General features: G+C 36.4%; 22 protein-coding genes. 15 read left to right on the forward strand and 7 right to left on the reverse strand.

Annotated features, from left to right (window positions below; translation table 11 throughout):
• Positions 1-12 precede the first annotated feature (12 nt).
• Positions 13-2,562: a TonB-dependent receptor gene (locus tag ACKU4N_RS19670; RefSeq protein ID WP_321319352.1), complete on the reverse strand. Its 2,550-nt coding sequence runs from the start codon at positions 2,560-2,562 to the stop codon at positions 13-15.
• A 757-nt stretch (positions 2,563-3,319) separates the two neighbouring features.
• On the opposite strand from ACKU4N_RS19670, the gene typA reads away from it, so the two are divergent.
• Entirely contained in the window at positions 3,320-5,116 is a 1,797-nt protein-coding gene (gene typA, locus ACKU4N_RS19675) for a translational GTPase TypA (protein WP_321319354.1), read from the forward strand.
• A gap of 111 nt (positions 5,117-5,227) precedes the next feature.
• Here the strand turns inward: typA and ACKU4N_RS19680 are convergent, their stop codons facing one another.
• Complete coding sequence (locus ACKU4N_RS19680; RefSeq protein WP_321319356.1) at positions 5,228-5,455, reverse strand: ferredoxin; 228 nt, start codon at positions 5,453-5,455, stop codon at positions 5,228-5,230.
• Between the two features lie 216 nt (positions 5,456-5,671).
• Between ACKU4N_RS19680 and ACKU4N_RS19685 the strand changes: the two genes are divergently transcribed.
• The 6 genes from ACKU4N_RS19685 to ACKU4N_RS19710 all read left to right on the forward strand — a co-directional run bounded on the left by ACKU4N_RS19685 (position 5,672) and on the right by ACKU4N_RS19710 (position 10,309).
• Positions 5,672-6,109 (forward strand): hypothetical protein, encoded by a 438-nt coding sequence (locus tag ACKU4N_RS19685; protein WP_321319358.1) that lies wholly within the window; start codon positions 5,672-5,674, stop codon positions 6,107-6,109.
• Between the two features lie 12 nt (positions 6,110-6,121).
• Positions 6,122-6,445: a PadR family transcriptional regulator gene (locus tag ACKU4N_RS19690; RefSeq protein WP_101310290.1), complete on the forward strand. Its 324-nt coding sequence runs from the start codon at positions 6,122-6,124 to the stop codon at positions 6,443-6,445.
• A 20-nt stretch (positions 6,446-6,465) separates the two neighbouring features.
• On the forward strand, positions 6,466-8,052 hold the full coding sequence (locus tag ACKU4N_RS19695) for a PspC domain-containing protein (RefSeq protein WP_321319361.1): 1,587 nt from the start codon (positions 6,466-6,468) through the stop codon (positions 8,050-8,052).
• A gap of 81 nt (positions 8,053-8,133) precedes the next feature.
• Complete coding sequence (locus ACKU4N_RS19700; RefSeq protein WP_321319363.1) at positions 8,134-8,637, forward strand: DUF4252 domain-containing protein; 504 nt, start codon at positions 8,134-8,136, stop codon at positions 8,635-8,637.
• 109 nt (positions 8,638-8,746) lie between these two features.
• On the forward strand, positions 8,747-8,944 hold the full coding sequence (locus ACKU4N_RS19705; RefSeq protein WP_124993579.1) for a PspC domain-containing protein: 198 nt from the start codon (positions 8,747-8,749) through the stop codon (positions 8,942-8,944).
• Between the two features lie 222 nt (positions 8,945-9,166).
• Positions 9,167-10,309, forward strand: coding sequence for a lipid A deacylase (locus ACKU4N_RS19710; protein WP_321319366.1), 1,143 nt, complete (start codon positions 9,167-9,169; stop codon positions 10,307-10,309).
• On the opposite strand, the gene ACKU4N_RS19715 is transcribed toward ACKU4N_RS19710, so the two are convergent.
• The gene (locus ACKU4N_RS19715; protein WP_321319368.1) at positions 10,306-10,830 is read right to left on the reverse strand and encodes a DNA-3-methyladenine glycosylase; all 525 of its coding nucleotides are present in this window, start codon (positions 10,828-10,830) and stop codon (positions 10,306-10,308) included. The two genes, ACKU4N_RS19710 and ACKU4N_RS19715, sit on opposite strands and share 4 nt — an antisense overlap.
• 405 nt (positions 10,831-11,235) lie before the next feature.
• Between ACKU4N_RS19715 and rplM the strand changes: the two genes are divergently transcribed.
• The 6 genes from rplM (at position 11,236) to frr (ending at position 15,422) form a co-directional block, all read left to right on the forward strand.
• The gene (rplM, locus tag ACKU4N_RS19720) at positions 11,236-11,691 is read left to right on the forward strand and encodes a 50S ribosomal protein L13 (RefSeq protein ID WP_321319370.1); all 456 of its coding nucleotides are present in this window, start codon (positions 11,236-11,238) and stop codon (positions 11,689-11,691) included.
• Positions 11,692-11,697: 6 nt separating this feature from the next.
• Positions 11,698-12,084: a 30S ribosomal protein S9 gene (rpsI, locus tag ACKU4N_RS19725; RefSeq protein WP_321319372.1), complete on the forward strand. Its 387-nt coding sequence runs from the start codon at positions 11,698-11,700 to the stop codon at positions 12,082-12,084.
• A gap of 101 nt (positions 12,085-12,185) precedes the next feature.
• Positions 12,186-13,064, forward strand: a complete 879-nt coding sequence (gene rpsB, locus ACKU4N_RS19730; RefSeq protein WP_321319374.1) for a 30S ribosomal protein S2 — start codon at positions 12,186-12,188, stop codon at positions 13,062-13,064.
• A 26-nt stretch (positions 13,065-13,090) separates the two neighbouring features.
• Entirely contained in the window at positions 13,091-13,915 is an 825-nt protein-coding gene (tsf, locus tag ACKU4N_RS19735) for a translation elongation factor Ts (protein ID WP_321319376.1), read from the forward strand.
• 99 nt (positions 13,916-14,014) lie between these two features.
• Positions 14,015-14,725 carry a UMP kinase gene (gene pyrH / locus ACKU4N_RS19740; RefSeq protein ID WP_321319377.1) on the forward strand — a complete coding sequence of 237 codons (711 nt, stop codon included), beginning with the start codon at positions 14,015-14,017 and terminating at the stop codon, positions 14,723-14,725.
• 133 nt (positions 14,726-14,858) lie between these two features.
• On the forward strand, positions 14,859-15,422 hold the full coding sequence (frr, locus tag ACKU4N_RS19745; protein ID WP_321319378.1) for a ribosome recycling factor: 564 nt from the start codon (positions 14,859-14,861) through the stop codon (positions 15,420-15,422).
• Between the two features lie 42 nt (positions 15,423-15,464).
• Here frr and ACKU4N_RS19750 read toward each other — a convergent pair whose 3' ends face one another.
• Both ACKU4N_RS19750 and ACKU4N_RS19755 read right to left on the reverse strand, forming a co-directional pair.
• Positions 15,465-16,256 carry a BtpA/SgcQ family protein gene (locus ACKU4N_RS19750; RefSeq protein ID WP_321319380.1) on the reverse strand — a complete coding sequence of 264 codons (792 nt, stop codon included), beginning with the start codon at positions 16,254-16,256 and terminating at the stop codon, positions 15,465-15,467.
• 53 nt (positions 16,257-16,309) lie between these two features.
• Complete coding sequence (locus tag ACKU4N_RS19755; protein WP_321319382.1) at positions 16,310-17,194, reverse strand: OmpA family protein; 885 nt, start codon at positions 17,192-17,194, stop codon at positions 16,310-16,312.
• Positions 17,195-17,705: 511 nt separating this feature from the next.
• Here ACKU4N_RS19755 and dxs point away from each other — a divergent pair.
• The gene (dxs, locus tag ACKU4N_RS19760) at positions 17,706-19,619 is read left to right on the forward strand and encodes a 1-deoxy-D-xylulose-5-phosphate synthase (protein WP_321319384.1); all 1,914 of its coding nucleotides are present in this window, start codon (positions 17,706-17,708) and stop codon (positions 19,617-19,619) included.
• Here dxs and ACKU4N_RS19765 read toward each other — a convergent pair.
• Positions 19,616-19,882, reverse strand: a complete 267-nt coding sequence (locus tag ACKU4N_RS19765) for a hypothetical protein (protein WP_321319387.1) — start codon at positions 19,880-19,882, stop codon at positions 19,616-19,618. The two genes, dxs and ACKU4N_RS19765, sit on opposite strands and share 4 nt — an antisense overlap.
• A 343-nt stretch (positions 19,883-20,225) precedes the next feature.
• Between ACKU4N_RS19765 and ACKU4N_RS19770 the strand changes: the two genes are divergently transcribed.
• Positions 20,226-21,878: a SulP family inorganic anion transporter gene (locus tag ACKU4N_RS19770; RefSeq protein WP_321319389.1), complete on the forward strand. Its 1,653-nt coding sequence runs from the start codon at positions 20,226-20,228 to the stop codon at positions 21,876-21,878.
• Positions 21,879-22,011: 133 nt separating this feature from the next.
• On the opposite strand, the gene ACKU4N_RS19775 is transcribed toward ACKU4N_RS19770, so the two are convergent.
• Positions 22,012-23,208, reverse strand: coding sequence for a C1 family peptidase (locus tag ACKU4N_RS19775; RefSeq protein WP_321319391.1), 1,197 nt, complete (start codon positions 23,206-23,208; stop codon positions 22,012-22,014).
• Positions 23,209-23,327 lie beyond the last annotated feature (119 nt).

Here is a 23,327-nt window from a genome sequence, read left to right on the forward strand (position 1 = left end):
ACAAAAGTCTGATTAAAACTTAATTTTAAGACCTGTTGACCAAGTTCTTCCAAATCCGTAATACACTAAAGCTTCGTTAGTTGTATGTGTTAAACCATCGGTAGCTTTAGAAACATACTCAGTATCAAACAAATTGTAAACATTTGTATTTAGACTTGCATTTAAACCTGCGATCTGGAACTTGTAACGGAATCCTACATCAACAAGCCCTGCTTCTGGCATTTCCCATGAATCACCACTAGTTGCAAGGTCAGTTCTCTTGGTAGCATCAAAATCAGCATAATGATTACCATAGTAGGTATAATCAACACTTAAATTTAATTTAGGAAGAACTTCATAATCAATAGAAGCAGAACCTGATAATTGAGCTGAGTTGCCAACATGCACATCTTTTAAGTATGCTGTAAATTCACCTATTTTCTCTTGATTATCATTAAAAACAGCTGCATTTACGTCATCTTGGTAAACCCAATCGCCAACAGATATCATTCCGCGAACAGTTAATTTCTTAGATGGCTTATACTCTCCCTCTACCTCGATACCTTGGTGAAGTTGATTCAATCCTGAAATATTAACAATTGTACCACTTAAATTTTTAACAAGACCTCTGTCTTTCCAATTGGTACGATACAATGTAACATTTGCAGTAAAATTAGGTGAAGTGTAACCATAACCTATTTCTGTAGTAATGATTTTTTCATACTTCACATCCCCGTTCACTTCATTGGTATTGTTCAAGAATACATTTGACATGTATGGTGTTCTTTGAACATATCCACCATTTACAAATACATTGTGAATAGAATTGATTTTATAATTAAAACCAGCTTTCACATTCCATGGCAGGAAATCCTCCCAATCTGACTTCTGATTTCCTGGCTTATATAAGAAATAATCTGTACGTCTGTATGCTTTTCGTGAAACCGCTGCAGATATAAATGCTGAATAATCATCAGTTACATATTCTGTTTGTCCGAAAAGTCCTGTGTACAATGCTTCACCATCGTTATAATAATTGATCTTATCATCAGCCTTTAACCATGTATTTGCATCACGGTTTATGTTTTTAGAGTTAAGGAAGAATGATCCACCAAGTAAATCATGAATTTCATTGTAATGCTCTCCCTTGTAGTAACGGGCATCTAAACCTGCAGTAAAAGTAAACTGCTTGTATTCATGTGTTAATGTAGACAGCAAACCGTACCAGGAATGATTATTTACTGAATTAGCAATAACCGCTTGAGAACCTTCAGCTGTTGATGCGGCATTAATCGCGGCAACACCTTCGAAATCCAATAAACCATCAGGTGTTCTCATAGTAACGTCATAGTCTTCTCCTGTACTATAATTTACACCTAATAATTTAGCTTGATTTCCATAAACACGACGTCCGCCACCAGAACCTACTGATGCATAAAATGAAGTGGTTAATGATGTTTTATCATCCATAGTCCAATAATGGTTCAATTGTGCCTGAGGTTTGTGGTAATAGTTGTAACCATAAGCACCACCATATATTTTTCCTTCACGCATTCCATAATCTGAATTGTATTTAAATTCATCTTTATGATCGCGATATTGCTGAATTGTGTGCTTGTTTCCACGCTGATTGTGCCATTGTGGTGCACCGGTAATCATGAAAGACAGAGTATGTTTTTCATTAATCACTTTAGAAATATTAGCAAAATAGGACCAGGCATCATAATCTGTTCCTTTAACATATCCATTACCATAAGAATGAGAACCTAAAATAGAAACTGCCCATCCATTATCTAACAATCCTGTTGATAAAGAAATCAATTGTTTTCTCATACCATCATTTCCTATGCTGCTTCTAACAACTCCACCTTTTTTAGCATCTGTAGATTTAGTAAGAATATTAATAGTACCTCCAACAGAAGAAAGACCTAATTTAGACGCTCCCAAACCACGCTGAACCTGCATAGTACGGGTAACATCTGATAATCCAGCCCAATTTGACCAGTAAACTTTACCTGATTCCATATCATTAACAGGGATACCATTAATTAATACTCCCACATTATTCGAGTCAAAACCACGAATATATACTGAAGCATCACCAAATCCACCTCCTTCTTTCGAAGTATATACAGATGGTGTAGACTTTAAAATTTCAGGAAATTCCTGAGATCCCAATTTATTCTCTATTATATCCGAAGAAATAGTAGATACCGAAATTGGTGTTTGACGATCTGTTACAATAGAAGCCATAACACTAACTTCTTTCAAACCAACAGCGTCAGATTCTAACTTAATAGTTCCTAGATCCTGAGCACCCTTTAATGCAATTTCTTTATCAAGAAATCCTACAAAACTTACAACAAGTTTTGAAGCTCCTTTTGGCAATTCAAGAGTAAAAGAACCATCAAAACCCGAAACGGTACCGGAAGTTGTTCCGGCAACAACAATAGAAGCACCCGGCAAACTTTCGTTGGTACTACCATCCACGACTACACCTTTTACGGTGGTTTGAGCAATAGCTGCAATGGACAGCATCATGATTGCTGCCATTGTCAAAATACTTCTCATAGCATTTTTCATAAAACAATTTGTTAGGTTAGTAATTGTGTGGCAATGTCGCCACAAAATCATCTCACATTTCCTGGAGAAAAGGATCACAAAAATGGTTGCTTTTTAACTATTTAACAAAAAATCGACTGACTAATTTCAACCGTTCATCTTCATTTTTTAGCGTTTCATCGAAAAAGTTCATTTCAATACTGAAACAGGGACAGTTTTTCAATCAATCACACAAAAAAAGAACAAGAGTTTTAACCAAATAGGTCTGTCAAAAAATGGATACGGAAGGTAATATTTTTCTTTCGAAATCCATAATTACAAAATCAACCAAAACCTTAGTTTAAAACTTGTTTCAACATCTTAATAAAAAAGTTATTATTTAAAGTTTAGAATATACAAGGATTGTAAAGTTTCTGCAGCGATACTTCGCTTGCTACTTATTTCTATTCTAAATTAGATAATTACTAAAATATCATTGACGACACAAAGAAACAATTTCATATGCATCGGACTGTTAATTTAACATTAAAAAAAAGGAAAGAAATAAACTAACAACTAAAATCAAATTAAATGTGCCTGAGAAGAAAATTTTCAAAAATAAAGTGTACTTTTGCAGCCGCATTTTGAGCACCGCAATCGATTCACTCACAACAATTTCAAAGAGTGTCATGAATAGATGAATGTTCAATTCGACGAATACAATAAAAAGAAAGAGAACACAGTATCCCATTTCATTAGCTTTCAGCGGATATTTTTTCTCAAATTAATAAAATACAAGATGAGGAAATTGAGAAACATTGCGATTATCGCCCACGTTGACCACGGCAAAACCACTTTGGTTGACAAAATGATAATGCATAGCAACATTTTTAGAAAAAATGAGAACCCAGGTGATTTAATCCTTGATAATAACGACCTGGAAAGAGAGAGAGGGATCACCATCTTGTCGAAGAACGTTTCTCTTGAATACAATGGTGTAAAGATTAATATCATAGACACTCCCGGTCACTCGGATTTTGGTGGAGAAGTTGAGCGTGTTTTAAATATGGCTGACGGAGTATTACTACTTGTAGACGCTTTTGAAGGAACCATGCCTCAAACCCGTTTTGTACTGCAGAAAGCTTTAGCTCTAGGTCTTAAACCTGTTGTAGTTGTTAATAAAGTTGACAAACCAAACTGCAGACCGGAAGAAGTTCAGGAGCAGGTTTTCGAATTGATGTTTAATTTGGAGGCTACTGAAGAGCAATTGGATTTCCCAACTATCTATGGTTCTGCCAAACAAGGCTGGATGTCGAAGGACTGGCAAAAACCAACAACCGATATTACAGCAATTTTAGATGCGGTAATCGAGTTCATCCCTGAGCCAAAAACCATTAACGGTACGCCACAAATGCTTATCACATCCCTTGACTACTCGGCTTACGTTGGACGTATTGCCGTAGGACGTGTTCACCGGGGAGAGATTCGTGAAGGAATGGATGTTAGTTTAGTTAAACCTGATGGAAGCATCAAAAAACAACGAATTAAAGAACTACACATCTTTACTGGCCTGGGTAAAGAAAGAGTTCAATCTGTTGCCTCAGGAGAAATATGCGCTTTAGTAGGTATTGAGGGTTTTGATATTGGAGATTCTATTTGCAGCATCGAAAACCCAGAACCTCTAAAACCAATTGCCATTGATGAGCCTACAATGAGTATGCTATTTACCATCAATAATTCTCCGTTTTATGGAAAAGATGGTAAATTCGTTACTTCCCGTCACTTAATTGACCGACTAAACAAAGAGTTGGAAAAGAATTTAGCTCTTAGAGTTGAAAAAACTGATTCTGCTGACTCATATATTGTATACGGACGTGGTGTTCTTCACTTGTCTGTACTGATCGAAACAATGCGTCGTGAAGGATACGAGATTCAAGTTGGTCAACCACAGGTTATCATTAAAGAAATTGGTGGCGAAAAATGTGAGCCAGTTGAATTTTTGTTTATTGATCTTCCGGAAGATGTTTCAGGAAAAGCAATTGAAATCGTAACTCAGCGTAAAGGAGAAATGCTGACTATGGAACGTAAGGCTGATCGTATTCACCTTGAATTCCATATCCCATCAAGAGGTATTATTGGTTTAAGAAATCAACTGTTGACGGCTACTGCCGGCGAAGCGGTAATCTCTCATCGTTTTCTGGAATACCAGCCACACAAAGGGAATATTCCAGGACGTATTAACGGATCGTTGATTGCTATGGAAACCGGATTAACTTTTGCTTATGCTTTAAATAAACTACAAGACCGAGGTACATTTTTCGTTGCCCCAACGGTAGAAATTTATGAAGGCCAGGTAATTGGAGAGAACAATCGTGCCGGTGACTTGGTTATTAACGTAACTAAAACGAAGAAACTAACCAACATGCGTACTTCTGGTACTGATGATAAGGTGAGATTATCACCTCCGATCACTCATTCACTTGAAGAAGCATTGGAGTACATCCAAGGCGACGAGTATGTTGAGGTTACTCCCAACTCGATCCGCTTAAGAAAAATACTTCTTAAAGAAACCGATCGTAAAAGATCAGGCAAATAAACTTTGAATTTCACCTGAAATTTAAAAGAGCAATATTTTAAAAAGAGCGGTTTTCCAGTAAGAAAACCGCTCTTTTCACATTATAAATACCATTTTCCCCTGCTAATTCCATTAATTGGTTTCCACCCGAATACATTTGCCTGGACAAATATCGGCTGCTTTCCTATTTTTCTGAACCTCATCATTAAAAATTTCTAATTCGTAACAATCTCTCTTCCATATCGAACCAATCAGGTCACATCTGCCATCTTCAGTACACATCTCCCAAAATTCAGGTGCTACTCCCACACAATAAGCACAACCTATACACCTATCTCTAAAATGCTTTATTCTTGTCATTTTTTTAATAACACCCCTGCTTAATATTGATTTTTTTATAATCTTCAAATATAAGATAATTTTAAATTAAATTTACATTGTTGACCTACAGGTATTTAAGTATTTAATTGAAATATTTTTAGTACTATGCTTTGCATATTACCTTTTTTTGTATGTATATTTGTATAACAAGCTTGCGTGCTTGCAACAGTAGTATATAATATTAATTCAAACACCATGAACAAAAAAAACAATAAACTATGGAAACTATGCCTGATTCTACTTGTTCTATTTTCGTGGACAACCGAATCCAATGCTCAGTTTGTTCAGACCGCTGCGAACCAATCAAAAATACTCGCTCCAATTGTAAAAATTGTATCTGATGTAATTTTGAATGGGAAATCAAAAATCCCAAATATGGAACCAGAAGTCACTATAGAAAAAAGCTATTTCAACTCAAGCCTTTTCTTTTTTGAAGAAAACATACAAGTATGTAAAGATATTTTAGCCGGCAATAATGACAGCATTGATGTTGTAAATATTTCATCACAAACGAAAGAGCAGATTTTAATCGAAAAAGACACTGTTCTAACGAAAGAGGAAACTAAAATAATTAAGAAGAAAATACACAAAAGCATCTGGAACAATCCGGGAAATACAAAATCAAGAATTTAATTTATTCCAACCATGAAGATCGAAAACACTAAAGCCCAAATGCGAAAAGGAGTGCTGGAATATTGTATTCTATCCATTTTATCAAGAAATGATGCTTACGCTTCAGATATAATCAAGGAGCTAAAAGAGGCAAAAATGATTGTTGTGGAAGGAACCTTATATCCACTTCTAACCCGATTAAAAAACGACGGATTACTAAGCTATCGTTGGGAGGAATCAACTCAAGGTCCACCTCGGAAATACTATACAATTGCCGAACTGGGAAGTGGATTCCTTAAAGAATTGGATCAATCCTGGCAAGATTTAGTTGATGCCGTAAATACAATTAAAAAGTAAGACCCTAAACCGATATACAAATGAAAAAGACATTGACAATTAACATAAGCGGAAGCATTTTCCATATTGATGAAGATGCTTTTGAAAAACTACAGGCTTACTTACGAACCATCAATACCCACTATGGGTCGAGCGAAGAAGGCCGCGAAATCATATCTGATATTGAAGCTAGAATTTCAGAAATTTTCCAAGAAAAACTGAACACAAAAGATCAGGTGGTAAATGTTGATATGATTGAAGAAACCATATCGATAATGGGGAAACCTGAAGAGATATTTGCTATCGACGAAGACAATATCGAAAACGAGTCGAATCAGGAAACTGATACAAAACAAACTTCCGAAAAGAAAAAACGCAGATTATTCCGAGATCCTGACCACAGAGTTCTGGGGGGTGTAGCCAGTGGTTTGGCCGCTTACTTTGGAATTGATGTAGTTGTAATCCGTCTTCTTTTCGCCCTTTTCTTTTTCCTTGGTTATGGATTTTCATTTCTCCTTTATGTGATTTTATGGATTGCTGTTCCCAAAGCAGTTACCACAACTCAAAAATTAGAAATGAAGGGAAAAAAGGTAAATATCTCAAATATAGAGGAAACAATTAAAGACGAATACAAAGAGGTAAAAGAAAGTTTTGAAAAGATGAGGGACAAGAACGGACCGCAAGTTCGGGATGGTTTTGACAGAGTTCTGGATTTTGCAGGAACAGCACTCCGACTCATCCTTAAAGTGATTATTATTTTGCTCGGCATTGGATTCGTATTTGCAGGATTTGTTACCCTTATCAGCTTTATTGGCTCAATGATTTTTGTAAATAGCTTTTTTGGTCCATTTTCTGATTTCCATTTTCCTGGCACAGTGCTTCCACACATGTTTCTTGACGGAAGCAGCATCACCTTATTCACAATTGGTGTGATCGTGGTGATTGGGATCCCTTTACTCCTTCTGATTTTTGCAGGATTAAAACTTCTGTTCAATTTTAAAACCAACAATAAAATAATAGGATTTTCAGCTCTTGCATTTTGGTTACTGGGAATTATTCTATTGGTAAGCCTAAGTTTTTCTCAAATAAAAGGATACATGCAAAGCAGCACCCGTTATTCCGAAAATATTGAAATACAGCCTACGCAAACAGACACTCTTTATTTAAAATCAACTGACAATATCAATTTTGACTGGCACGATGGACACATCGGCCTTGATAATATAAAAATAATCGTTAAAGATGATAAAGAAATTATAGTTGGAGAACCAACTCTTGACATAGAGAAAAGCAACAGTGGCAAGTTTGAAATTAAATTAAAAAAGAAATCACGTGGAAGATCCAATGAACAGGCAAGCGAAAATGCTGAAAACATTGAATACAAATGGACACAAACCGATTCACTAATTGTTTTCAATCAATACTTCACCTTACCGACTGATAGTAAATGGAGAAATCAAAAACTGCACATCACAATTAAGGTACCCGAAGGAAAAGTGATTTATCTGGACAAATCGATGCGAAGAATCATTCACGACATTGATAATGTAGATAATACATGGGATTACGACATGCTTGACAAGATGTGGATCATGAAAAAAGAAGGCCTAAGCAAATTAAAATATTAAATAAATCCATGCTTTACACCGGCTCCTTTTTCAACACACGCTTTGCCGGTGTAAACGTGGTAAACTAAAAAATAAAATATCATGAAGAAATTAGTAGTAATAATTGCCGCAATAGTATTTCCAATCCTGATGCAAGCTCAAACCAAAGGTGAGCAAATACATGCTAAATATTCAAATTTAGATGGTTTTAGCAGTTTTAGTTTTGCCGGTAGCTTCCTAAAAAACCTCGACTTTGATGTTGATGAAGACGAATTGGAGAAAAATATCACCGGAGAATGTGAAAACATCAAATTCCTAACGTTTAAACATGTAAACGGAGACGAAACCAAATTCAAAAAGATTGTCTCTTCACAATTATCAAAAGGAGATTCTTATAAGGAAGTATTAACTGACAGAGATGATAAAAATTCTGATGATGTTCATTTCTTCGCAAAAGGGAACGGAAAAAAATTCAGTGAATTCCATGTCTTACACCATAATGAAAACAGAACTTCATTAGTTTCCTTTTTTGGTGATTTTCGTGTTGACGAATTAAAAACTTTGTCCCACTTCACTTTTGACGATGAAGACGAAGATCAGGAATAACAACATTAAAAACTTAGAAAATATGAAACGTCCGTGTGTAAAATTCCCACACTCAGGGAAATCATCACCTGGTAAGTTACATATGCCAAAAATTTAAAATTATAGACAGATGAAACGCTTAATAAGATCAAAAGAGAAAAAAATAGCTGGTGTTTGCGGAGGCATTTCTCAATACATAAATCCGGAACTCGACCCAATAATTATAAGAACGGCATGGCTGATACTAACTTTATTTAATCCACTAATGCTTTTGGCATACTTTATACTGGCATTGGTTTTGCCTGATTCTTCATACGAAACAGCATAAAACAGCACATAACAATATAGTCTGATTTGAATGCAATATTTATCCCAAATTTGGTTCTAAAGGTATTTAGTCTTTTCACCGAAAAACAACCAAAGCATTCATTAAATTAGGGTTTCTCTTCAATCAGAGAAACCCTTTTTCTAAATAAAAAATAATTATTTACCCCTTTCTTTTAAAATATTTCTTCAGATAATTGTACATTGGCTCCCGTAAAATTAAAATATGGCTAGACTCTTTACACAGGTATTCATCATATTATTATGGCTGTTGACAAGTCAATATTCATTATTGGCCCAAGATTTTAATACGCCTTTTTTACATTACAAAGAATTTCAAAAAGCAGACAGTAATAAATTATTTTTACGATTTGAAAATCTTAATTTTGTGAAAAACAATGAGTACTCAGGTACTTTCGCAAATGGGACAACCTGGATCGGCTACTCAGCAACACCAAAATTGGTTTATTATCCATCTTCTAAAATTCGAATTGAAGCTGGAGTGCGGTTTCAGCAATATTCAGGACGAACAAACTTTAATGAAACACAAGCAATATTCTCTGTAAACTATCAAGTCTCAAGTAAAGTCAATTTAATTTTAGGAGGCTTAAACCAAAACAACAACCATATGCTTTCGGAGCCCATGTTCGAGCCAGAAAAGTTCTTTACAGATAAAGCAGAAAGTGGAATTCAATTCTTATATCATTCAAAACGACTAAAGCTTGATACTTGGATTAATTGGGAGCAATTTATACTAGAAGGAGATCCTTTTCAAGAAAAATTCACTTTCGGGATTTCAAGCAGCTACCAATTGAATAACACATCCTCCCAAAACAGATTGTCCATTCCTATTCAAATTCTTTTCACACACAGAGGTGGTGAAATCGATTCATCTGACGAATCCGTTCAAACTATTGGTAACTTTTCTTCAGGACTTAATTTTTCGCGAAAAATTGAGGACTCAAAAATTACTTCATGGAACATTCAAGCTTTGGCATATTACGTTAGCGACAACTCCTCTGTTCGTGAATTTTTCTATAATAAAGGACATGCCTTTTACCCACAGATTGGCATTAACACAAAACACTCTCAATTTAGACTAGGATATTGGAATGCATATCATTTCATAGCCTCCAGAGGTTCGCAATTATTTCAGTCGATTTCCTACAGCCAACCCGGTTTATATCAAAACAGAAGACAATTTGTTACATTTAAGTATTTCTATGAGCGGAAGATAAGTAAAGGCATCAATTTGGGAGCTAAAATAGATCTTTATCACAATCCAATAAATTCAAATACGAATTACGCCACAGCAATCTATCTCAGAATCAATGGAGATTTCTTTCTGAAAAAAGTGAGCTGGAATTAAAGCTTTGCTTTCTCAATTTTATAACGATACAACTTGTTTTTCCATATATCACCCGCATATTCCACATTAATTCTGGGATGAACGGTATAATTGTACGACGTACCATCATCTTCCACCCAAATTCGATTCGAGCTCTCCAGATTCTCTCCATAAAAACTCTTATCCAACTTCAATTGCTGTCCGATTTTACCCGGACCATCAATTCCTTCAACACCACGAATTAATATTGCCTGAGCTTGATCCTTTTTCCCGGTTACAATATTCAGCATCCAATACATCCCGTAAATTAGATAAACATAAACGCACCCACCGCAAGAATACATTACCTCTGTTCTTTTAGTACGCCCTTTTGATGCATGAGATGCCAGATCTTCCTCTCCCACATAAATTTCAATTTCTGTTATTCTAAACCGCTCTTCTTTCCTTGTATCAAATTTTCTAACAATGATTTTTCCTATCAGCTGACAGGCTACTATATTTATATCCTTCAGAAAAAAATCTCTTTTTAATCGAACACTCATTCCTTTCAATATTTATAATTATCAAATACAATCACCCCTTAGTTCCTGCATATCAAATCTTCCAATTGCATTTCTTTCTAAAAAAATACTAAAAAGAGACTTCAAAAATAAATTTATTTCATACTTTTGCAGTGAAATTGTGACGATGGGCTTTCTTATGAAGACTCCCCACCCCAACAACTTGATTCTACTACCCTTAGCAAGTAAAGGATTCAATATTGGGAAATATATCAATTTGATTTTTTGACAGACTTAACTCCTCCACATTACCCGATTATCCACATCAGGTTAAGTTCTTCATCAATAAATCGTTAAAAAAATTGGTGTATTTATAGGATTCTTGTACTTTTGCAAGCCAAATTGGAATAATTGTATTAAAAGTATTATTTATTAAAAGTTTTTAACGTGGATACATTAAGTTACAAAACAGTTTCTGCAAACAAAGCAACCGCCACTAAAGAGTGGATTGTTATTGATGCAGCAGACCAGGTGTTAGGTAGACTTAGCTCTAAAGTAGCAAAGCTGATTAGAGGTAAATATAAGCCAAATTACACTCCTCATGTTGATTGTGGAGACAACGTGATTATTATCAATGCTGAGAAAATACGTATGACTGGAAACAAAATGACAGACAGAAAGTATTTTTCTTACACCGGACACCCAGGTGGACAAAGAATTCATACTCCAGCTGATCTTATGGCGAAACACCCAGAAAGATTAATTGAGAAGGCTGTTAAAGGTATGCTTCCAAAAAATCGTTTAGGAAGAACTCTTTACTCAAACCTATATGTAGTTGTAGGTCCTGAGCACAAACACGAAGCTCAGCAGCCAAAGAAATTAGATTTAAACACAATTAAATAAGTAGGTATGGAAGTTATTAATGCTATTGGACGTAGAAAAGCAGCTGTTGCCCGTGTATACGTTAGCGAAGGTAAAGGTCAGATTACCATCAACAAAAAAGAGCTTAAAGAGTACTTTACTACCGGAACTCTACAGTACATCGTTCAGCAACCTTTAAACCTTTTAGAGGTAGCCGATAAGTATGACATCAAAGTAAATCTTGATGGCGGTGGAGTTACAGGTCAAGCAGAAGCTCTTCGTTTGGCGATCTCCAGAGCACTTGTTAAAATTGATGCAGAATCAAAATCAGCACTAAGAACTGCAGGTTTCATGACTCGCGATCCTCGTGAGGTTGAACGTAAAAAACCAGGTCAACCTAAAGCACGTAAGAAATTTCAATTTAGCAAGCGTTAAAATTTTTGTGGCAAGTTTAGTATCTAAATTGGTAAGACTTCGATTTTCGAACTACTTAGCAATTGCCATAAAATGAATGTAAACGATTAAAAAAAACAAAAATGTCAAATACTACATTTGAAGAATTATTAGAAGCAGGTTGCCACTTTGGTCACTTGACTAGAAAATGGAATCCAAAAATGGCTCCTTATATTTTCATGGAGCGCAATGGAATTCACATTATCGACTTGCACAAAACAGCTGTAAAGCTGGATGATGCCGCCGCAGCATTGAAACAAATCGCTAAATCAGGAAGAAAAATTCTTTTTGTTGCTACTAAAAAGCAAGCAAAATCAATCGTTTCTGAAAAAGTAGCAGCAGTAAATATGCCATATGTAACTGAGCGTTGGCCAGGTGGTATGTTAACTAACTTCCCTACTATCAGAAAGGCTGTTAAGAAAATGTCTACCATTGACAAAATGGAAGGTGACGGAACTCTTAACCACCTATCTAAAAGAGAAAGACTACAAGTATCTCGTCAAAGAGCTAAGTTGGAAAAAAACTTAGGTAGTATTGTTGATCTGACCAGATTACCGGCAGCTCTATTTGTAGTTGATGTAATGAAAGAATATATCGCTGTTAAAGAAGCAAACCGTTTGGGTATTCCTGTTTTTGCAATGGTTGATACAAACTCAAGCCCAGAAGGTATTGATTTTGTAGTTCCTTGTAATGATGACGCTTCCAGCTCTGTTTCTATCATTCTTGACATTGTAACCGCTTCTATTAAAGAAGGTTTATCGGAAAGAAAAGTAGAAAAAGATACTGAATCAACTGAAAAGAAAGCTTCTAAGCCTAAAAAAGCTAAGAAAGCAGATGCTCCTGCAAATGAAGCACCAGTTGCCGAAGTTGCTCCAGCTGTAGAAGTTGCTCCAGAAGCACCAGTTGCAGAAACAACTCCAGAAGCTCCAGCTACTGAAGAAGAAAAGAATGATAAGGAATAATTAACTAACAAAAAATTAGATATATCATGTCTATTAAAGCAGCAGACGTAGCCAAATTGCGTAAAGCAACTGGCGCAGGAATGATGGATTGTAAAAATGCTCTTACTGAAGCTGAAGGGGATTTTGACGCAGCGGTAAGCATTATTCGTAAAAAAGGAATGGCGATTGCTAACAAACGTGCCGACAGAGAAGCAACTGAAGGTGTTGTATTAGCGAAAGTTTCTGAAGATAAGAAAAGTGGTGTAATGATCACTCTAAACTGTGAAACCGACTTCGTTGCTAAGAATGAGAGTTTCGTAGAATTTGCAACTAAAATTCTTGATTTAGCTTTGGCAAACATGCCTGCAGATCTTGAAGCTTTGAAAGCTTTAGAGCTTGAAGGAAGAAAAGTTGAAGAACACGTTACTGAGCAAACCGGTGTTATCGGTGAGAAAATCGATTTAAGTTTCTATAATAAAATGGAAGCAGAATATTCTGTTGCCTATATTCACGCAGGAAACAAATTATCTACTATGATTGGTTTTAACAAATCAATGGATGAGCAAATGGCTAGAGACGTTGCTATGCAAGCTGCAGCTATGGCTCCAATAAGTATAGATAAGGATGATGTTGATGCTGATGTAGTTGCAAAAGAACTTGAAATCGCAAAAGAAAAAGCTCGTTTAGAAGGAAAACCTGAGGCTATGCTTGATAAAATTGCAGAAGGCCGATTGGTTAAATTCTTTAAAGAATCAACATTATTGAATCAGGACTTTGTTAAAAACAACAAGCAAACTGTTAAGCAGTATCTTGCTGAATCTGACAAAGATTTAACTGTGACGAAAATGATGCGTTTCACATTAAATGCTTAATACAATTATTATTACATATAAAAAGAGTTCCTTTCCGGAACTCTTTTTTTTTATCTTATCGTAGAATTTTCTCAACTTTGGGTATAAAAATCTGAAAGAATGGTTAAATACAAACGTGTACTACTGAAATTAAGTGGCGAATCATTAATGGGTGATCAACAATATGGAATTGATTCACAACGATTGAGTGACTATGCCGAACAAATTAAAGAAATAACAGATCTTGGCGTTCAAGTTGGAATCGTAATTGGCGGCGGTAATATTTTTCGTGGATTAAGCGGTGCCGCTAAAGGTTTCGACCGTGTTAAAGGCGATTCAATGGGAATGCTGGCTACAGTAATTAATAGTCTGGCCCTTAACTCAGCTTTGGAAGCCATCCAATGTAAATCACGGGTTTTAACAGCCATTCGAATGGAGCCAATTGGTGAATTCTATTCGAAACAAAAAGCGGTAGACTACCTTTCTGAAGGTTGTGTTACGATCTTCTCTGCCGGAACAGGAAATCCGTATTTTACAACAGATACTGGTTCTTCTCTTCGTGGAATTGAAATAGAAGCGAATGTAATGCTTAAAGGAACCCGTGTTGACGGCATATATACTGCTGATCCTGAAAAAGACAGTGCCGCTGTAAAATTTGAAACCATTACTTTCGATGAAATCTACAACAAAGATTTAAGAATTATGGATTTAACGGCAACAACAATGTGTAAAGAAAACAATTTACCAATAATTGTTTTTGATATGGATACAAAAGGAAATTTAAAGCAAGTAATTGAAGGTGAAAATATTGGGACATTAGTTCACAATTAACTGCCATTAGCTCTTTGCTACTGATGCATTTTAGTTTTAGTAAAAAAGAACTATCTTTATTTGATTATAGATTTTTGCTATTTTTGTAAACACTATACATTGATCAATAAAAACATATAAAAATCTTTCTCCGATGACTGAAGAAGTTCAAATGTATCTGGATGATACGCAGGAAAAGATGGAAGCTGCTGTTGACCATCTTGAAAAAGAATTAGTAAAAATTCGTGCCGGAAGAGCAAATCCAAGCATGTTGAATGGTGTGATGGTGGATTACTACGGAAACATGACTCCATTGGCTCAGGTTGCCAATCTAAGCGTGCCCGATCCAAGAACTATTGCAATCCAACCTTGGGAAAAACCAATGATTGTACAAATTGAAAAAGCGATTATGAATTCAAATCTGGGTTTTAACCCGGATAATAATGGAGAATTAATCCGTATTCATATACCTCCTTTGACCGAAGAACGCAGAAACGACTTGGTTAAACAAGCTAAATCAGAATGCGAACATGCAAAAGTAAGCATCCGAAATGCCAGAAGAGATACCAATGTTGAATTAAAAAAACTGGTGAAAGAAGGTTTATCTGAAGACATCGAAAAAGATGCAGAAGCTTTTGTTCAAAAGCTTACCGACAAGTTCAGCAAAAAAATTGATGACTTGCTGGTTGAAAAAGAGAAAGATATCATGACAATATAATTAATAAAAAAGCTGCCCATAAAGGCAGCTTTTTTTTAACAATTATTGGTTTCTTAATTTCTTAACTGTTTGCATAAATATTTTCAACCGCTCATCAGAAATGTCATTCTCCCAATATCCATCTTTCTTAAAATGCGAACCAACAATAAAAGCAGAAGCATAATCCCAATACTCCGAAAGATTCTCTGCAGTAATACCAGATCCAATTAATACAGGAATGTGAATTTTATCCTTTAAGCTTTTTAACTCGTGCAAATAAACAGCTCTGCCTGTTGAAGAGCCTGTAACAATTACACCATCACTTAGAAAAAATTCGGCAGTCTCCGCTGTTTCATCAATATCCACATCGGCAGTAATGGCATGCGAGCTGTGCTTCTTTTTAATATCGGTAAACACAAGAACATTTTCTGCTCCAATTGCTTTTCGATACCGCATCAACTCCCCGGCACAAGAATCGATATAACCCTCGTCGGCAACATGCCCAAATACAAAACCCTCGGCACGGATAAATTGAAAATTTGCAGCTTTTGCTACGGCCAGAGCTTCTTTATTGGCTCCTGCCAGAATCTGAATTCCCAAAGGCAATTTTACAGCATCACGTAACGATTTTGCAACAACTGCCATAGAGGCGGTTATTTCCGGTCCAACAGATCCTTTTAAATACGGAACGTCGTGCATGTTCTCAATCATGATGGCATCCAAGCCGGCCTCCTCGTATTGCTTAGCCTCTAACACAGCAATTTCACAAATCTTTGCCAAGGAATATTTATTCTTCGGCGTTCCAGGCAATGCCTGAACATGCACCATTCCGATGATCGACTTATTAAGCTTCATATTTTAAGGATTTGAGATATCAAAATTAAGATATGAGATCATTAAAACATTATTTAGTTACTTTCTAGAATCTTAAACAACTCATCCAATTTTGGGGTGAGAATGATCTCAGTTCTACGATTTTTACTACGACCTTCGGCGGTTGCATTAGTACCAATCGGCACGTATTTACTTCTACCCGCAACGGTAAGTCTTTCTGCATCAATTCCAGCATTTAAAATCAGTATCCTAACAATCGATGTTGCTCTTTTCACACTTAAATCCCAATTGTCTTTTAGCTCACCGATACCCTTGTAAGGAACATTATCGGTATGACCTTCAATCATTACATTAATATCTTTGTTTTGGGCCAATACACCCGCTAAATGTCCTAATGCATCCACTCCTCTTTGATCCACCTGATAACTTCCCGACTTAAAAAGGAGCTTTTCATCCATGGAAACATAAACCTTTCCATTTTTAGTGGTGATCGACAAACCATTGCCTTCAAATCCGGTAAGGGCATTCATCACCTTTTGCTTTAATGCCTTAACGGCCTCATCTTTTCTATTTAAAGCCGATTCCAATTCCTGCAAACGCTTATCTCTCCGATTCAATTCAGCCTGTAAGGCATCCAGAGTTCGTTTGCGGGCATCCATTTCTTTTTCCAAAGAAAGAACTTCATCTTCACGCAGCCTTAATTCATTCTGAGCTTTTTTAATCTGACCTAATAAAGCTTTAGTTTCCTTTTCGTTGCCTGCCTGCATTCCTGCCAATTGATTAAGCAAATCCTGATTGCTCTTTTCTATTCTGCTCAATCGTTCCCGTGCAGATTGAAGGCGTCGCGATATTTGCAGCGTATCGGCAACAATGTTTTTATATTTTTCATCTAAAACCTCAAGCTTTCCACTCAATTCGTTGTTTGACTCACTTAGCTTAAGATTTTTTTCCTTTTCCATCTCCAATTCATCCTGACAATTTTGTTGTTTAAATTGAAGTTCTTGAAATTGTCTTGTAGGAACACAAGAAAAACATAGAAAAACTGATACTAAAATAAATACCAGCGGGCTCGTTTTTTTGAACATGTTTATTATTATTTATTTCCTTTACTACGAACTAATACCACTTATTAATCATTCTTATTATCTAATCTAATTATAAAGTATTCAGATTCTCTTTTTTCGGGAGCACCTAAGACTCTATATCTGACATCCGTTATTTACTAAAAAAAATTCTACAAAACAGAACATTACCTAAAGACAGATGCAATCCGTTACAAAAAAAGCACAAACAAATATAAGAATCTGACACGGTATCGTCATCACTAAATGAAAGAATACTTTCGTTTTTATTACTATCTTCGTGCATAATTTTTCTTCCGGAATGATCTGTTTATCTAAGATCAATTTAAAAAAGTGATTGATAAACAAATTCTTATTCTGTTAAACGATAAAAAGGGGGATTTCGTACATGGCCAAGTCTGAAAAAAAAATTTTAGATAAAATCAATATTCCATCCGATCTGAAAAAGGTATCAGAAGACGACCTTATTCAGGTTTGTGAAGAATTGCGCCAAGAAATTATTGAAGAAGTTTCGTGTAATCCAGGGCATTTTGGTGCCAGTTTGGGTGTGGTGGAACTTACCGTTGCCCTTCACTATGTGCTAAATACTCCCTACGACAACCTGATTTGGGATGTTGGTCATCAGGCATACGGACATAAAATTCTTACAGGAAGAAAAGATGTTTTTCATACCAACAGAAAATACAAAGGGATAAGTGGTTTCCCTAACAGAAACGAAAGTGAATACGATGCGTTTACTGTTGGACACTCCTCGACGTCGATTTCTGCAGCATTGGGAATGGCCACTGCCGCGCATTTAAATGGAGAGACCGATCGAAAAACAGTTGCCGTAATTGGTGATGGGTCGATGACTGCCGGTTTGGCCTTTGAAGGATTGAACAATGCTGCGAATAACAATGCTGACTTATTGGTGATTCTGAATGATAACAATATGGCAATTGACCCAAATGTTGGTGGTTTAAATAACTATTTGCTTGATATCACCACTTCTCAAACCTATAATAAAGTAAAGAATGATGTTTGGCGGTTTTTAGGGAAATTAAACCGGTTAAATCCAAATACTCAAAAAATATTTCAGAAAGTAGAACATGGAATCAAAACCATTCTGCTAAAACAGAGTAACATTTTTGAAGCTTTTAACTTCAGGTATTTTGGACCTGTTGATGGACATGATGTAAATCATATGGTGAAAGTTTTAAGTGATTTGCAAAAAATTTCCGGACCAAAGCTTCTGCATGTTATTACGCAAAAAGGAAAGGGTTTTAAACTGGCAGAACAAGACCAGACCTACTGGCATGCACCAGGAATGTTTGACAAAGTAACAGGTGAAATTTTACAAACTGAATCCAAGAGTCCGCAAGCACCAAAATTTCAAGAAGTTTTTGGCAATACCTTAGTTGAACTAGCCGAAATGAATGATAAAATTGTTGGAATCACTCCTGCAATGCCAACCGGCAGTTCATTAAATATCATGATGGAAAAAATGCCTGATCGGGCATTTGATGTGGGAATTGCAGAGCAGCATGCAGTTACTTTCTCTGGGGGACTGGCGGCAAAAGGAAAATTACCTTTTTGTGCTATCTACTCATCATTTATGCAAAGAGCTTACGATCAGGTAATTCATGATGTAGCCCTGCAAAATGTAAATGTTGTATTTTGCCTGGATCGTGGCGGTGTTGTTGGTGCCGATGGTGCAACTCATCATGGCGTTTACGACCTGGCCTTCTTCCGGTGCATTCCAAATATGACTATTGCGTCTCCTCTTGATGCGATTGAGTTGAGAAATTTGATGTTTACTGCCCAACAAGAAAATATGGGTCCTTTTTCTATTCGTTACCCTCGAGGTAAGGGTCGTATTCTTGATTGGCAAAAACCTTTTGAGATTCTTCCTGTTGGCAAAGGCCAAAAACTAAAAGACGGAAAAGATCTTGCAATTCTATCGATTGGAGCTATTGGCGTGGAAGCTGTGGATGCCATTGAAGAACTGGAAAAAGACGGCTACTCGATTGCTCATTACGACATGAGATATCTGAAACCTATTGATACCGAATTACTGCATGAGGTTCTTGGAAAACACGATCAGGTTATCACTCTTGAAGATGGGTGTATTATTGGCGGATTAGGTTCTGCAGTCATCGAGTTTGTAAATGATAACCATTACCGGGCCAGGGTAAAACGCTTGGGTGTACCCGATAAGTGGATAGAACAAGGAACTCAACAGGAATTGTATCGGGAATGTGGATACGACAAATTGGGAATCATCAAATCGTCAATTGCAATTTTAACCAAAACTGAAGACTAAGGATTATCTCTATACCCATCAGAATAGGGATCAAGTCCTTCAAAATCTCCTGTAAAAGAATCAATTCGGGTCTGAAGTTCCTGATTCATTTTAATTAAATAGATGGTATCTTCAGTATGCAGCTCCACAACATTTATTTTATCACCATTTGGTTTGGTAATGCTTATCAAATCATCTTCATAAATTCCATCGGGAAAGGTTTTTATCAAATGTTGAATTAACTCAACGCCAATGCTTTTAAAGTCCTTAATTACTCTTTTCATCACACACTGATTAATAATCGATATCAATCTTTTTCACATTCCCCTAAAACTGGTCCGGGCAAATAAGAGTTTCAATCAGAATCATTCCCTCTTTTATTACTGATTTCAATTTAAGGAATTTAAGAGAATGAAAAAAAATATTCTCCGGAAAGAAGTCTATTTATATTTCAAATTTAATGGTGCAAAATTGTAAATGAGAACGAAATCAAGCTTCCCGAAACATCTTAGGCAGCACATAAATCGTTTTCGCTCAAATAAAAGTGAATTCTATACCCCAGTACCAGCATTCCTAAATATTAAAAACCTAGTTTTGCCGACTTATTCAAAATTTTGATGATAACATATGGTAGATTTTTTCAGAAAGAAAGCAGCAAATTCAAAAGATGATATATTATCCGGATTAACCGTAGCTCTTGCGTTGGTACCAGAAGCGGTTGCTTTTGCCTTTGTGGCTGGTGTTGATCCGTTAGTTGGGCTTTACGCTGCCTTTATGGTTGGTTTAATTACTTCTGTTTTTGGTGGTCGCCCGGGAATGATATCCGGAGCTACCGGAGCCATGGCAGTTGTTTTAGTCAGCCTTGTAAAAGAAGGAAATGATCTGGGAATGGCAATGGCTAATCCTGTTCAGGATATGGGTTTGAACTATTTGTTCGCAACAATAATTCTGGCAGGTGTTCTTCAATTTTTAGCCGGTGTTTTCAAGTTTGGTAAATTCATCAGACTCATTCCCCACCCTGTTATGATGGGGTTTGTAAATGGTTTGGCCATTGTTATTTTCATGTCGCAGCTAGGGATGTTTCCACAGGTAATTAATTGGAATGCTATTTCTTTCTCAGACTACACCCTACATATAAACCGTGAAACTTTTTGGGCAGCAGATAAAGTTCTATATACGATGGTTGGTTTGGTTATTCTCACCATGAGTATCATGTATCTTCTTCCTAAGATTACAAGTAAAATACCTGCAGCTCTTGTTGCAATTTTAACTGTATCGGCCATTGTAATATTTGGGAATCTTGATGTCAGCACTGTTGGATCATTTATTAGAGATGGCGGCGGTACTGGTCTTAAAGGTGGTTTGCCTTCTTTCCAGAGTCAATTGTTTGTAATGGTTCCTTTCAACTGGACTACCGTTGCCTTTATTCTTCCTTATGCGGTAATTTTAGCTGCCATTGGTCTTATTGAGTCGCTAATGACTTTGAATTTACTGGACGAAATTACCAATAGCCGTGGAAACGGAAACCGCGAATGTATGGCTCAGGGGGCAGCCAATATCGTTACCGGATTTTTTGGTGGTATGGGCGGATGTGCCATGATTGGTCAATCGCTGATTAATGTAAAATCGGGCGGACGAGGAAGACTATCGGGTATTATTGCTGCATCTACCTTATTGATATTTATTCTTTTTGCCTCTCCTTATATCGAAATGGTGCCAATCGCTGCACTTGTGGGAGTAATGTTTATGGTGGTTATCGGAACATTTGCCTGGTCAACCTTTAATGTATTACTTAAAATACCAAAAGCCGATGCCTTTGTATTGATTCTTGTATCCGGCCTAACTGTTATCTTCGATCTTGCCATTGCAGTACTGGTTGGTGTTATCGTAAGTGCTCTTGCTTTTTCCTGGGAAAATGCCCGTAGAATCCGTGCAAGAAGATCATTTCGGGAAGATGGTACTAAAATATATGAAATTTGGGGTCCTTTATTTTTTGGTTCCATTACCACTTTCAATAACAAATTTGATGTCGAAAATGATCCTGAATCGGTAGAAATTGATTTTATCGAATCACGTGTAACCGACCATTCGGGAATTGAAGCAATCAGTAATTTGGTTCAGAAGTATGAAAATGCCGGAAAAACCATTAAATTGAAACACTTAAGTGATGACTGTATTACTTTACTGCAACGTGCCGATGATCACTTTAGAACCGTTATTTTGAGAGATATTGATGATCCGAGATACTATGTTGTTACTGATAAAGCGAAAATTGGATAAGCTCAGAAGATATTTGTAATGGAAATTCGTTTCCATTGCTTTTTTTTCACCTCCTTCCCATGTGGGAGGAGGTGTTTTGCATAAAAAAGGGCTTGAATTTTCATCCAAGCCCACTTCATTTAGTATTTGGATTTTATTTCAATCCCAGTTTCTTGGCAATCTCGGCAGGAATCGCATCTTTATGCAATAGCAAACCAACGGTTTTGTACTGTACAAATGCCTTCGATGCATAAAAATATCCATCGTAAGGATTGTTGTCGGTTCCCCAAGAGTTTTTAATCAGGTAATACTTGCTGCCATTCTGATCTTTCGCAATACCTACCATGTGCATCAAATGATCTTCGGTCGATTCGTAATTATCAAACGCAATTTGACGCATTTCTTGTGTTATTTCTTTTTCTTTCACAGGATATTCTGTTCCGTATGCCGCTTTCTGATCCTTGCTCATTTTCTCCCATTTCGAAATTTCCGCATTATCCATGCTTTTTTCTTCGGTTTCGGGAACTACAGCCACACCTTTACGATATGCAAATCCATCTTCACTAACATCGCTTCCCCAGGCAAGACTGTATCCATTCTCAATGGCATTATCAACAACCTGCATCATTTCATCCATTGGTAAATTGTACACCTCTCCCAACGACCAGTTATCCGGTCCTTCGAAAATAAAGCTTTCGTAAAACGGATGATGTGTATAGGAAGTAATTGTTACGTAATCGTCCATATTAAGGCCTTGTTCCTTTGCGAAAGACTTTGGTGTGTATTCTTTAGTATTGTACGTAAAAGTCTCTGGTATCTCACCTAAGTAAACATCCAGAATCCCATCAAATCCTCTCATCCAAACCGGAGTAATTTTTTTGTTCTTGTTTTTCACCACAGCATCAACATAGGCTTTCAAAACCTCATCCATTTCGCCGTGCACCGGCATTGTTTCATCAAAGGTATTTCCTGAATAAGCTTCCTGCGGAATCAAACCAAAATCCTTTACAACGTTCAAAGCATCCCAGCCTTCTGCTCCGGCAGAGAAACTTTTCATCCCGTGAAAACGGACATAATCCTTGGCACGTAAATGATAGTTACGGTTCACAATAAACATCTCCGAAAAATCCACTTCCTCTTTTCCCAATCGAATAATTTCCGATTCCAAAAATGAAATGCTTGCAAAAGACCAGCAAGTTCCGGAACGGTACTGATTTTTCACCGGACTTGTCTTCAACTGTTTTTCGATGGTAAACTGATAACTTTTCTTTTCCTCTTCCTTCTTTTTTGCCAATGATGTCTGCAACAGACCAAATACAAGAATGGCAGCAATTAAATATTTATTCTTCATTTTTATAATTGTTAGCTTGTTTAAGTTAATTAATGCAAGGTAAATCTTGATAAAACAATTCTTTGCCGTATTTTTGATTACTGACAGAAGATCTTGCAATGTAAAAAATAATTCTTCAA

It is taken from the genome of Labilibaculum sp. (assembly GCF_963664555.1).
GTDB lineage: Bacteria > Bacteroidota > Bacteroidia > Bacteroidales > Marinifilaceae > Labilibaculum.

Excerpts from the sequence above, each read along its gene's own strand:
- ACKU4N_RS19670 (WP_321319352.1), bottom strand. The coding sequence starts at position 2,562 with ATGAAAAATGCTATGAGAAGTATTTTGACAATGGCAGCAATCATGATG.
- typA (WP_321319354.1), top strand. The coding sequence starts at position 3,320 with ATGAGGAAATTGAGAAACATTGCGATTATCGCCCACGTTGACCACGGC.
- ACKU4N_RS19680 (WP_321319356.1), bottom strand. The coding sequence starts at position 5,455 with ATGACAAGAATAAAGCATTTTAGAGATAGGTGTATAGGTTGTGCTTAT.
- ACKU4N_RS19685 (WP_321319358.1), top strand. The coding sequence starts at position 5,672 with ATGAACAAAAAAAACAATAAACTATGGAAACTATGCCTGATTCTACTT.
- ACKU4N_RS19690 (WP_101310290.1), top strand. The coding sequence starts at position 6,122 with ATGAAGATCGAAAACACTAAAGCCCAAATGCGAAAAGGAGTGCTGGAA.
- ACKU4N_RS19695 (WP_321319361.1), top strand. The coding sequence starts at position 6,466 with ATGAAAAAGACATTGACAATTAACATAAGCGGAAGCATTTTCCATATT.
- ACKU4N_RS19700 (WP_321319363.1), top strand. The coding sequence starts at position 8,134 with ATGAAGAAATTAGTAGTAATAATTGCCGCAATAGTATTTCCAATCCTG.
- ACKU4N_RS19705 (WP_124993579.1), top strand. The coding sequence starts at position 8,747 with ATGAAACGCTTAATAAGATCAAAAGAGAAAAAAATAGCTGGTGTTTGC.
- ACKU4N_RS19710 (WP_321319366.1), top strand. The coding sequence starts at position 9,167 with ATGGCTAGACTCTTTACACAGGTATTCATCATATTATTATGGCTGTTG.
- ACKU4N_RS19715 (WP_321319368.1), bottom strand. The coding sequence starts at position 10,830 with ATGAGTGTTCGATTAAAAAGAGATTTTTTTCTGAAGGATATAAATATA.
- rpsI (WP_321319372.1), top strand. The coding sequence starts at position 11,698 with ATGGAAGTTATTAATGCTATTGGACGTAGAAAAGCAGCTGTTGCCCGT.
- rpsB (WP_321319374.1), top strand. The coding sequence starts at position 12,186 with ATGTCAAATACTACATTTGAAGAATTATTAGAAGCAGGTTGCCACTTT.
- tsf (WP_321319376.1), top strand. The coding sequence starts at position 13,091 with ATGTCTATTAAAGCAGCAGACGTAGCCAAATTGCGTAAAGCAACTGGC.
- pyrH (WP_321319377.1), top strand. The coding sequence starts at position 14,015 with ATGGTTAAATACAAACGTGTACTACTGAAATTAAGTGGCGAATCATTA.
- frr (WP_321319378.1), top strand. The coding sequence starts at position 14,859 with ATGACTGAAGAAGTTCAAATGTATCTGGATGATACGCAGGAAAAGATG.
- ACKU4N_RS19750 (WP_321319380.1), bottom strand. The coding sequence starts at position 16,256 with ATGAAGCTTAATAAGTCGATCATCGGAATGGTGCATGTTCAGGCATTG.
- ACKU4N_RS19755 (WP_321319382.1), bottom strand. The coding sequence starts at position 17,194 with ATGGAAAAGGAAAAAAATCTTAAGCTAAGTGAGTCAAACAACGAATTG.
- dxs (WP_321319384.1), top strand. The coding sequence starts at position 17,706 with ATGGCCAAGTCTGAAAAAAAAATTTTAGATAAAATCAATATTCCATCC.
- ACKU4N_RS19765 (WP_321319387.1), bottom strand. The coding sequence starts at position 19,882 with ATGAAAAGAGTAATTAAGGACTTTAAAAGCATTGGCGTTGAGTTAATT.
- ACKU4N_RS19770 (WP_321319389.1), top strand. The coding sequence starts at position 20,226 with ATGGTAGATTTTTTCAGAAAGAAAGCAGCAAATTCAAAAGATGATATA.
- ACKU4N_RS19775 (WP_321319391.1), bottom strand. The coding sequence starts at position 23,208 with ATGAAGAATAAATATTTAATTGCTGCCATTCTTGTATTTGGTCTGTTG.